At 69.6% G+C, this 10,460-nt stretch carries 8 protein-coding genes and 1 pseudogene; 5 read left to right on the top strand and 4 right to left on the bottom strand.

All coding sequences use genetic code 11. The annotated features are described in order from the left end of the window. Positions 1 to 583: 583 nt before the first annotated feature. A complete protein-coding gene (locus AC2W7M_RS12470) occupies positions 584 to 1,750 on the top strand; it encodes a cyclic peptide export ABC transporter (RefSeq protein ID WP_486132628.1) in 1,167 nt (388 codons plus the stop codon). Positions 1,751 to 1,854: 104 nt separating this feature from the next. Here AC2W7M_RS12470 and AC2W7M_RS12465 read toward each other — a convergent pair whose 3' ends face one another. Next, on the bottom strand, positions 1,855 to 2,859 hold the full coding sequence (locus AC2W7M_RS12465) for a GlxA family transcriptional regulator (protein ID WP_486132627.1): 1,005 nt from the start codon (positions 2,857 to 2,859) through the stop codon (positions 1,855 to 1,857). A 197-nt stretch (positions 2,860 to 3,056) separates the two neighbouring features. Here AC2W7M_RS12465 and AC2W7M_RS12460 point away from each other — a divergent pair. Continuing rightward, a pseudogene (locus AC2W7M_RS12460) lies at positions 3,057 to 3,892 on the top strand (alpha/beta fold hydrolase). Positions 3,893 to 3,954: 62 nt separating this feature from the next. On the opposite strand, the gene AC2W7M_RS12455 reads toward AC2W7M_RS12460, so the two are convergent. Together AC2W7M_RS12455 and AC2W7M_RS12450 are read right to left on the bottom strand one after the other, a co-directional pair. Then, positions 3,955 to 5,325: an NAD-dependent succinate-semialdehyde dehydrogenase gene (locus AC2W7M_RS12455; protein WP_486132626.1), complete on the bottom strand. Its 1,371-nt coding sequence runs from the start codon at positions 5,323 to 5,325 to the stop codon at positions 3,955 to 3,957. 74 nt (positions 5,326 to 5,399) lie between these two features. Next, the gene (locus AC2W7M_RS12450) at positions 5,400 to 6,317 is read right to left on the bottom strand and encodes an SMP-30/gluconolactonase/LRE family protein (RefSeq protein WP_486132625.1); all 918 of its coding nucleotides are present in this window, start codon (positions 6,315 to 6,317) and stop codon (positions 5,400 to 5,402) included. A 138-nt stretch (positions 6,318 to 6,455) separates the two neighbouring features. Here AC2W7M_RS12450 and AC2W7M_RS12445 point away from each other — a divergent pair, with 138 nt between their 5' ends. Continuing rightward, complete coding sequence (locus AC2W7M_RS12445; RefSeq protein WP_486132624.1) at positions 6,456 to 7,367, top strand: LysR family transcriptional regulator; 912 nt, start codon at positions 6,456 to 6,458, stop codon at positions 7,365 to 7,367. A gap of 18 nt (positions 7,368 to 7,385) precedes the next feature. On the opposite strand, the gene AC2W7M_RS12440 is transcribed toward AC2W7M_RS12445, so the two are convergent. Next, positions 7,386 to 8,480, bottom strand: a complete 1,095-nt coding sequence (locus tag AC2W7M_RS12440; RefSeq protein ID WP_486132623.1) for a mandelate racemase/muconate lactonizing enzyme family protein — start codon at positions 8,478 to 8,480, stop codon at positions 7,386 to 7,388. A gap of 311 nt (positions 8,481 to 8,791) precedes the next feature. Here AC2W7M_RS12440 and AC2W7M_RS12435 point away from each other — a divergent pair, with 311 nt between their 5' ends. Both AC2W7M_RS12435 and AC2W7M_RS12430 read left to right on the top strand, forming a co-directional pair. Continuing rightward, positions 8,792 to 9,226 carry a cupin domain-containing protein gene (locus AC2W7M_RS12435; protein WP_486132622.1) on the top strand — a complete coding sequence of 145 codons (435 nt, stop codon included), beginning with the start codon at positions 8,792 to 8,794 and terminating at the stop codon, positions 9,224 to 9,226. Positions 9,227 to 9,392: 166 nt separating this feature from the next. Beyond that, positions 9,393 to 10,322, top strand: a complete 930-nt coding sequence (locus tag AC2W7M_RS12430) for a Bug family tripartite tricarboxylate transporter substrate binding protein (RefSeq protein ID WP_486132621.1) — start codon at positions 9,393 to 9,395, stop codon at positions 10,320 to 10,322. Positions 10,323 to 10,460: the final 138 nt, after the last annotated feature.

Genomic DNA, 10,460 nt, shown 5'->3' with positions numbered 1-10,460 from the left:
TCGCCGGCGAGGGGGGCGCCCGCCGCCGGCGCCTGTGCTACCTGCGCCACCGCGTCTGCGGCCTTCAGCCCGTGCCAGGACTGCCCGCAGCCGGAGCGCACCTTATGAGGGCGCGGCTCGCTCTCTTCGCCCCGGTGGCGCCGCTGCTCGCCGGCTCGGTGCTTCTGGGCGCCATCGCGAGCATCGCGACCGTGGCGCTCCTTGCTGCGGTGAACGCGGCGCTGGCGGCGCCGCAGGGCATCGGCTGGGCCGCCATCGGCGGCTTCCTGCTGCTGTGCGCCGCCTCCTTCGCGGGGAATGCCGCCGCGGACATCCTGACCAATGCGGCCGGGCAGGGGCTGGTCGCCCAACTGCGCCGCACGCTCGCCGCGCGCATCACGGCGGCGCCCATCGACGCGCTGGAGCGGTTCCGGCCGCATCGGCTGCTGCCGGTCCTCACCGGCGATGTGGACGCCTTGAGCGACGTCGCCTTCCTGCTGGCGCCGCTGGCGATCTCTCTGGCGGTCTCGCTCGGCTGCCTCGCATTCTCGTCTGGCTCTGCGCCCCGCTGGCGCTCGCGACGGCGCTGCTGCTGGGCGCCGGCATGGCGGCGGTGCACGCGGCGCGCCTCAAAGGCGTTGCCGGCTTCGAGGCGGCGCGCGACCAGGAGGACCGGCTGCACAAATCCTACCGCACCCTGGTGGAGGGCGCCAAGGAACTGCGCCTGAGCCGCCCGCGCCGGGAGCGCCTTCTGGGCGTCGAGATCGCCCAGACCGTCGACCGGATCCGCCGGATCAACCTGCGCGCCATCAACCTGTTCGTGGTGGCGAGCGCGGCCGGCTCCTCGCTCTATTTCCTGTGCGTGGCCGCGGCGATCGCCGGCGCGCCCGTGCTCGGCGTCGCCGAGCCTGGGGTGCTCACGGGCTTCGTGCTGACGCTGCTCTACATGAAAGGGCCGGTGGAGCAGGCCCTGCAGGCGCTTCCCGCCATGGCGCGCGGCCTGATCGCGCTCCGCCGCATCGAGGCGCTCGTCGCCGCGTTCGGCGCGATGCCGGCGGAGCAGGGCGCCGCGGCCGCCGTTCCGGTCCTGCGGCAGGGCATCGAGATGTCCGCCGTGGTCTATGGCTTTCCTGCCGACGCGGGGGCGGCAGGCTTTGAGATCGGACCCGTCGACCTTGTCGTGCGGCCGGGGGAGATGGTGTTCATCTGCGGCGCCAACGGCTCGGGCAAGACGACCCTGATCAAGCTCCTGCTCGGGCTCTACGCGCCGCAGGCCGGGACCATCCGCATCGACGGCCGGGCCGTGGATGACGCCGCCCGCGACGCCTACCGGCAGCACTTTTCAGCGGTGCTCTCGGACTACTTCCTGTTCGAGGACCTGCCGCCGGGCGCCGATGCCGCCGGCGTGCCGGCGCACCTTGTTCGGCTTGGCCTCGCCGGCAAGCTGACGGTGGAGGGTGAGCGGCTCTCCAGCATCGATCTCTCCACCGGCCAGCGCAAGCGCCTCGCGCTCCTCAACGCGTACCTGGAGCGCCGCCCGGTCGTGGTGTTCGACGAATGGGCGGCGGACCAGGATCCCGCGTTCCGCCGCCTGTTCTACGAGGCACTGCTGCCGGAGATGAAGGCGCAGGGCCGCGCGCTGGTGGTGATCTCCCACGACGACCGCTATTTCGCCGGCGCAGACCGGCTGCTCCGGCTGGCGGACGGCCGCATCGTCGAGGAGGTGCGCGCCGCGCCGACGGCCATCGAAGCGGGCGCCGAGCGCCGCTGAAAAGGGGCCGCCGCGCGGAGCAGGCACAGCATCCGCGCCGGCGGCAATCGGCGCCGTTCACGGCGCACGGCGCTGTCCACTCCGCCCGCGCGTGCCGGCGGTCCCTATTGCTCGTTGGGCGGCGCGTCCCCGTGGACCGCCGAAACCCCGAACCGCTGGCGGTAGGCGCGCGGACCGAGCCCCGTCACCTTCAGGAACACCTTGCGAAACGCACCCGGATCCTCATAGCCCACATCCCACGCGATCTGGTCGACCGCGCGCGTGGTGGTCTCCAGCAGTTCGCGCGCTTTGCCGACCCGCAGGTGCTGGCAATAGGCGGTGGGCTTGAGCCCGGTCGCCTTCTGGAAGCGGCGCAGGAAGGTGCGCGGTTCAAGTCCCGCTTTGTCGGCCATCGCGTCCAGGGTCGCGTCGCGGGCGCCGGTCGCCTGCAGCCAGTGCTGCACCTTCAGGACCGCCGCGTCCCCATGGCGCAGCCTCGGCGAGAACACGCTGTAGTGGCGCTGCTCGCGGCCGGGCGGATCGACCAGCAGGAAGCGCGCGGTCTCCAGCATGGCGGTCGGCCCCAGCAGGCGGTCCACCAGCTTGAGCCCCAGATCCGTCCAGGCCATGAGGCCGCCCGCGGTGATGAGGTCGCCGTCGTCGATGACGAGCTTGTCGGTGTCCATGCGGACACGGGGAAACCGCTCGGCGAAATCGTTGGCGTAGAACCAGTGGGTGGTGGCAGCGCGCCCTTCCAGCAGGCCGGTCTCGCCGAGCAGGAACGCGCCGGCGCAGACCGAGGCGAGCGTCGCGCCGCGCGCATGGCGCGCGCGCAGCCAGTCCGCCAGCGGCGCCGCCTCTTCGGCGGTGATGGGCGCGATGACCGCCGGCGGCATGATGACGAAATCCGGCTCGCCCGGCGCGCCCGGATCGCTGTCGAAGACCCGTTCGGCGCCCGTGAGGTCTGGCCGGCCGCGCCAGTGGCTGACGCGCAGGCGCGGCGCCGCATCGGCGAGACGGCGCGCCATCATGAGGTTGGCGACCGAGAACAGGTCCGTCAGACCATGGACTGCGCCAAGCTGGGCGCCGGGATAGAGCAGCAGCGCGATCTCCGCCAAAGGAGCGGTCAAGGGAGCCGTCAAGGGGGCGGCCGAAGGGGGCGGCGCGGAGGCGGGTGACGCCAGGGGGGCTGCTTTCGTCATGTGTCAATTATGGCCCGAAGTCTGTCGATCGCGCCAATCCGATGGCGGGCCGCCGGAGCCTAGTGTCCCGTCATCGCAGCGGGCCGGGGCACAACGAACCCGGCCACATCCAAGGGACACCGATCATGAGCACGGTTACCACTCCCGACGGCGCGGAGATCTTCTTCAAGGACTGGGGCCCGAAGGAGGCCCAGCCCATCGTCTTCCATCACGGCTGGCCGCTCTCGTCCGACGACTGGGACGCGCAGATGCTGTTCTTCCTGTCCAAGGGCTATCGCGTGGTCGCCCATGACCGGCGCGCCATGGCCGCTCCAGCCAGGTCTGGGACGGCCACGGCATGGACCATTATGCGGCCGACGCCTCGGCGGTGGCGCGCCATCTGGACCTGCGGAACGCGGTCCATATCGGCCATTCGACCGGCGGCGGCGAGGTCGCCCGCTATGTGGCGCGGCATGGCGAGCCGGACGGGCGGGTGGCCAAGGCGGTGCTGGTGAGCGCCGTGCCGCCCCTGATGGTGAAGACGCCGAGCAATCCCGGCGGCCTGCCGATCGAGGTGTTCGACGGCTTCCGCCAGGCGCTCGCCGCCAACCGGGCGCAGTTCTTCGTCGACGTGCCGGCCGGGCCGTTCTACGGCTTCAACCGCCCGGGGGCCAAGGCCGACCAGGGGGTGGTCTACAATTGGTGGCGGCAGGGCATGATGGGTTCCGCCAAGGCCCACTATGACGGCATCAAGGCGTTCTCGGAAACCGACCAGACCGAGGACCTGAAGGCGATCACCGTGCCGACCCTGGTGCTGCACGGCGAGGACGACCAGATCGTCCCGATCGACGACAGCGCCCGCCTCTCGGCCCCGCTGCTCAAGAACGGCACGCTGAAGACCTATCCCGGCTTTGGCCACGGAATGCTGACCGTCAACGCCGACGTCCTCAACGCCGACCTGCTCGCCTTCGTGCGCAGCTGATCCAAGGCGCCGGGCGCACCGCAGAAGGTGCGCCCGGCGCCGGCCGATCGACGGATCGCGCTCTACCGCGCCGGGCCGGTCCACACCGTCTTGGCGTTGGTGAACTCGCGGATGCCGTAGGAGCCCAGCTCGCGGCCGTAGCCGGACCGCTTGATGCCGCCGAACGGCAGCCGCGGGTCGGACGCCACCATGCCGTTGATGAAGACCGCGCCGGCATCGATCTGCCGCGCGAGGACGGCCGCCTTCTGGGTGTCGCGGGTCCAGAGCGCGGCGCCGAGGCCGAACTCGGTGTCGTTGGCGCACGCGATCGCCTCGTCCGGCGAGCCGACGCGGATGATGGCGGCGGCCGGGCCGAAGGTCTCCTCGTTGAAGGCCGCCATCTGCGGCGTCACGTGGTCGAGGATGGTCGGCGCATAGGTGAAGCCGGGGCCGTCCACAAAGGCGCCGCCCGCCCGCAGCGTGGCGCCCGCGGCCACGGAGCGCTCCACCTGGTCGTGCAGCGTTGCGCGCAGATCGGCCCGGGCCATGGGCCCGATATTGGTGCCCGGCTCCATGGGATCGCCGATCTTCAGCTTGGCGACGTTGGCGCAGAAAGCCTCGACGAACGCCTCGGCGACCGCCGCCTCGACGATGAAGCGCTTGGCGTTCACACAGCTCTGGCCGACATTGATGAAGCGCGCCTTGACGGCGACCTCGGCGGCGGCGGCGACGTCGGCGTCCGCCAGCACGATGAACGGGTCGGAGCCGCCCAGCTCCAGCACCTGCTTCTTCAGCGCCTTGCCGGCCTGGGCGGCGACGATGGCGCCCACTTCCGTCGACCCGGTGAGCGTGACAGCGGCGATGCGGTCGTCGGCAATGAGCCGCTCCACCTTGGACGAGGGGATGAACAGCGTCTGGTGCAGGCCGGCCGGGGCGCCGGCTTCCGCGACGATGTCGGCGATGGCCTTGGCGCACTGGGGCACGTTGTTCGCATGCTTCAGCACCGCGCCGTTGCCGGCCATGAAGGCCGGGGCGGCGAAGCGGAAATACTGCCAGAAGGGGTAGTTCCACGGCATCACCGCGAGCACCACGCCGAGCGGATCGAACACCACGCGGCTGTCGGTGGCGCTGGAGCCGATCACGTCGTCCGCCAGGAAGGCCGCGGCGTGCTCGGCGTAGAAGTCGCAGTTCAGTGCGCACTTCTCCACTTCGGCTTCCGCTTCGGCGATGGGCTTGCCCATCTCCGCGGTGATGAGGCGGCCGAATGCGGACTTGCGGGCGCGCAGCACAGCGCCGATCGCGCGCACGAGCGTCGCGCGCTCGGCGAAGGAGGTGGTGCGCCAGACCCTCTGGGCCTGCACCGCCTGGCCGAGCGCGGCATCGATCTCGGCGTCGGTGTGCGCCTCGAAGCGCGCGATTTCCTCGGCGGTGTAGGGATTGACGGAAACGATCATGGGGCTGGCTTCATCGCAGGAGAAGGACGAGGTGGCGGGAACCTCCCGCCACCCGCTGAGGACCCGGCACGCGCTCAGGCGTGGGAGTACAGGGTCTTGCCGGCGACCGGCATGTCCACCTTGAGGATGGTGCCGGTGTCCGCCTCGGTGATGAACAGGGTCTTGTTGTCCTTGCCGCCGTAGCAGACGTTGGTGAGGTGATGGCCGACGCGCCCGGTGATGAGGTGGGTCGGCATGCCGTCGGAATCGAAGCGCCACACGCCCACGCCGAGCTGGCAGACGATCACCGCGTCCTCCTCGTCGAGCGCCATGCCGTCCGGTCCGCCGTGTCCGCCCGAGAGCTGGATGTAGGTGCCGACCTTCGACATGGTGCCGTCGGTCATGATCGGGCAGCGCCACACCGCGTTCTGCCGCGTCACGGACAGGAACAGGCGGTTTTCCTTCATGTTGAGCGCGAGGCCGTTGGGGCTCGGGATGGTGCCGAGCAGCATGTCGAGCTTGCCGTTCGGATCGAGCCGGAACAGGCGCCCCGTCGGGTCGTGCATGCCGGTCTGGCCCTGGTCGGTGAAATAGAGCGTGCCGTCGGCGGCGAACACGAGGTCGTTCAGCCCCTTCCACGCCTCGCTGTTGCGCGAGGCGAGCAGCGGCTCGACCACGCCGCGCTTCTCGTCGAGCAGGATCAGGCCGGCCTTGTAGTCGCAGATGAAAATGCGTCCGTCCTTGTGGATCTTCAGGCCGTTCGGCCAGCCGTCATACTGGCACACGAGGTCGCAGTTTCCGTCCGGCGCCAGCTTGAAGACGCGGCCGAAGGGAATGTCGACGAAGTAGAGATTGCCGTCGCGGTCGAACGAGGGGCCTTCGAGGAAGCTGTCCACTTCGGCATTGGCGCGGTTGGGATCGGACCAGGCCGTCCGGCTCTTCTTCCGCCACTTCTCGGGCAGCTGATAGTGAATTTCGGCGACCAGCCGCTCCACCGGATTGAGAAAGAACATCGAAACACTCCGCTCGAAGGGTCCGTCGGTGGACCGCCTGCGGAGAAAGAACTATTCCTGATATGGCCGCGCTGCTAAATACAATTTCGGCATGGCTTGCCATGCCGCGCCATGAGGGGACGCCATGAGGGGATGCGCTTGGATTTCAGGGCTCTGAACTACTTCGCGAAGATCGCCGAGCTCGGCAGCATCACGCGCGCGGCGCAGCATCTCAACGTGGCGCAGCCGGCGCTCAGCCGGCAGGTGCGGCAGCTGGAGGACGAACTGGGCGCGCAGCTTCTCATCCGTGAGAGCCGCGGCATCCATTTGACCGACCAGGGCCGCGAACTGTTCGAGCATGCGCGCACGATCCTGCGCGAGGTGCAGCGCGCGAAGGATGCGGTGCGCGGCTCCGCCGGCAGCCCGGGCGGCGCCATGGCGCTCGGCCTCGTGCCCACCATCTGCACCCAGGTGGCGCCGACGCTGGTCTCCACCCTGCGCAGCGACTATCCGCGCATCGATCTCACCATCAGCGAAGGCTACACCCAGCCCCTGATGGACTGGCTGGACGAGGGCCGCCTCGACCTTGCCGTGCTGACCGAGCCGGCCCCGACGCGGCGGCTCGTCATCGAGCATCTGGTCTCGGAGGAGATGATGTTCGTCACCGCGCGCGGGCTGCGCAAGGCCGGCCCGATCTCGTTCGACGAACTGGCGACGACGCCGCTCATCATGTCGCTGGGCATCCGCACCATCATCGACAACCTTCTGGGCCACAAGGGACCGCTGGTGACGGTGATGCTGGAGCTGAACTCCATCGAGACCATCCGCCTGATGGTTCGGCAGGGCACCGGCACCACCATCCTGCCGCGCTCGATCCTCGCCGACGACGCCAAGAGCGGCGACGTCTCGCTGCACCCGATCGGCCCGAAGGGGCTGTTCCGCCGGCTGGCGCTCGCGTTTTCGCGCACGCGCCGGCTCTCGCGGTCCGCGCAGATCGTCAAGGACAGCGTGACCCGGATCATGGCCGATCTCGACCGGCAGGGGGTGTTCCGGAGCCAGGAGAAGAGCTAGAGGCCGGCCGGACCGCGCCTAGCGCGGCACGGGCACCTGGTAGGCGCGCAGCGCGTCCTCGTCGACGTTCACGCCGAGGCCGGGGCCGGTCGGCACCGCCACCGCCCCGTCGGCGAAGCGAAGAGGATCGAGCACAGGATCGTGCTCCAGATAGATCTGCGTGAGGCTCAAGCCCCAGTCGAAGGTCGACAGGGATGCGGCGACATGCGCCGCCGCCGCCGAGGCGAGGCTCGATTCCGCGACCTTCGCCGCGACGTTGATGGCAAGCCCCAGGTCGATGGCGCGGGCGGCGCAGTCCAGCGTGGCCAGCATGCCGCCGAGCTTGATGAGCTTCAGCGACACCCCCGCTGCCGCCCCGCGCGCGGTATGGGTCTCGATGTCGGCGCGCGAATGGATGCCCTCGTCGATGCCGATGGGGACGATGCCGAGCCGGTTCAGCGCCGCGAGATCGTCGAGCGCCGGGGCCGGCAGCGGCTGCTCCAGATAGAGAAGGCTGGCGGCCTGCGTCTCGGCGATCAGGCGGCCGGCGGCCTCGCGCGAGAGCCCGCCATTGGCGTCGGCGCAGAGCTTCGCCGCGGGGCCGATGGCGGCGCGCACGCCGAGGGCGGTGGCGATGTCGTCGTCGATGGTCTTGGTGCCGACCTTCAGCTTGAAGAAGCGGTAGCCTTCGTCGGACTTCGCCCGCGCCTCGGCCAGATCGGCCTTCGGCGTCGCGTTGCCGAGCATCCACATGGGCTCGAGCGCATCGCGCTGGGGCGCCCCGATGAGCGTACCTGCGCTGAGGCCGCATGCTTTGCCCAGCAGGTCGATGAGCGCCATCTCCACCGCCGACTTCGCGCTCGTATTGCCGTAGATGCAGGCCTGCATCTTCTGCACCACGTCCAGATGAAGGCGGGCGTCGCAGCCCTGGATGGCGTCCCAGATCAGCTGCGCCGCCGCCGTCATGCCCCAGAGCGTCTCCCCGGTCATGGTCGGTGCCGAGGCGGCCTCGCCCCAGCCGATGCTGCCGTCCGCGGCCTCAAGGCGCACGAACAGGTTCTCCGCATGGCGGATGGTCACGCCGGACATCTTCATCGGCCGGGCCAGCGGCATCGCGACCGGAAACAGGTCCATGCGCGCCAGTCGGACGGGGCTCCGCGCCTCCAGGGGGAGTGTCCGCGCGGGGTGTAAGAAGGCCTGGGTCAATGGCGCATCCTCGGGTTGCCGCCCGGTTCTACGCCGTTTCGTCGAGCGCTCGAAATATCAATGTTCTATGGCCTGTCAGACGCCGGCGGCATGGCGCGCCCGGGCGGCGGAGGCCATGCTGAACCGGCATGATGAATGATCGTAATTTGATATTTGCGTTATCGATGTCGCGGTGATGGATTTGCGCACACGGTCGCCGCATCCGCCGACCCGAACCGACCGATTCAAGGAATTGTCCCATGACCGCCGCCCCCGCCATCGCCGATCTCAAGGCCGCGCTCATGCGGCCGGACCAGATGCCGAGCGTGGATCGCGGCGGCGGCAACCGGACCATTCCGCTGGTCACCCGTTCGACCGGAACGCAGCAGATGCTGACCGGCATGACCCTGATCGGCCCCGGCTCCGCCATTCCGTGGCACTACCACGACTGCGAGGAGACGGTGCTGGTGCTCGAAGGCGAGGGCTTCGCCGAGGTGGGCGAGGAGGTCCATCCGGTGAAGCCGATGGACACCACCTGGATCCCCTCCAACCTGCCGCACCGCTTCCGCAATGGGTCGAGCGAGAAGCCGCTGAAGATCTTCTGGGTCTACGCCTCGGTCGACGCCACCCGCACCATGGTCGAAACCGGCGAGACGCGGCCGGTCTCGGCGGAGCACGCCAAGAAATCGGCCTGACATCCGGTCCGCGGCCGCGGCCGCGCCCATGCTTGACAACAAGACCAATCAACACTCGCAGGGAAGAAACGAGCCATGCTGAGACTTTTGCAGCGCCCGCGGCGGCGCAGGGCCGTGCCCGCTCCAGGACGACGATGCTGGCGTCGGCCTGGCGGCCGCCATCGCCATGCTGCCGATCACCGGCGTGACGGCCGCCGCGGACTATCCGGACCGGCCGATCAAGATCGTCGTGCCGTTCCCCGCCGGCGGGCCGACCGACGTCGCCGGCCGGCTGGTGGCGCAGGCGCTCCAGAAGCAGCTCGGCGCCACCGTGATCATCGAGAATATCGGCGGCGCCGGTGGCCGCATCGGCGCCAAGGCGGTGGCGCAGGCCGCGCCCAACGGCTACACGCTGCTGGTCGGCGGCACCAACGTGAACGCTTTGGTGGGCGCGCTCTACAAGGACCCGGGCTACCAGCCGCTCAAGTCCTTCACGCCCGTCGCCGCAATCTGCATCGATTCCATGGCCATGGTGATCGCGCCGAGCGTCCCGGCGAAGACCTTCGCGGAGTTCGTCGCCTACGCCAAGAAGAACCCCGGCTCCCTGCGCTTCGGCGCGCCGACGGGAATCTATACGCACATCGTCGGCGAGTTCATCAAGATCAAGACCGGCACCGATCTGCTCTTCATCCCGTACAAGGGCGGCGCGCCGGCGATCAACGATGCGCTCGGCGGCCATATCGAGGTGGTGTTCAACAACAAGTCGACGCTGCTCGCGCACATCAAGGAGAACAACCTGCGGGCGCTCGTGGTGACGAGTGCCGCACGCTGGCCGGAACTGCCGGAGATTCCCACCCTCAAGGAGGTCGGGCTCGAAGGCTTCCCCACGGAAATCCTGTTCGGGCTCCTGGCGCCGGCCGGCACGCCCCAGGCCATCGTCGACAAGATCAACGCGGCGGTGAACGAGGGCATGAAGTCCGAGGAGGCGCGGGCCGCCATCGACAAGCTCGGCATGTATGTGAAATCGGGTTCGCCGCAGGATTTCGGCGCCGCGCTTGAGGACCAGGTCAAGGCCTGGAAGACGATCGTCGACACGGCCGGCATCAAGGTCGACTGACCACCGCCGCAGCCATCGCGCCGCCCGGCTCCGCCTGCCCATTCGGGATGCAGGCGGAGCCGGGCGCGCTTTTTTTTGGGGGGGAGACCGGCTCGCGGCCGTCCGGGGGCGGTCTCGACCCTCGTCCCGCGCATCAGC

The organism is Xanthobacter sp. BG11Y11_SDJG (genome assembly GCF_057364445.1).
This window is presented reverse-complemented; position numbering and strand designations above follow the sequence as displayed.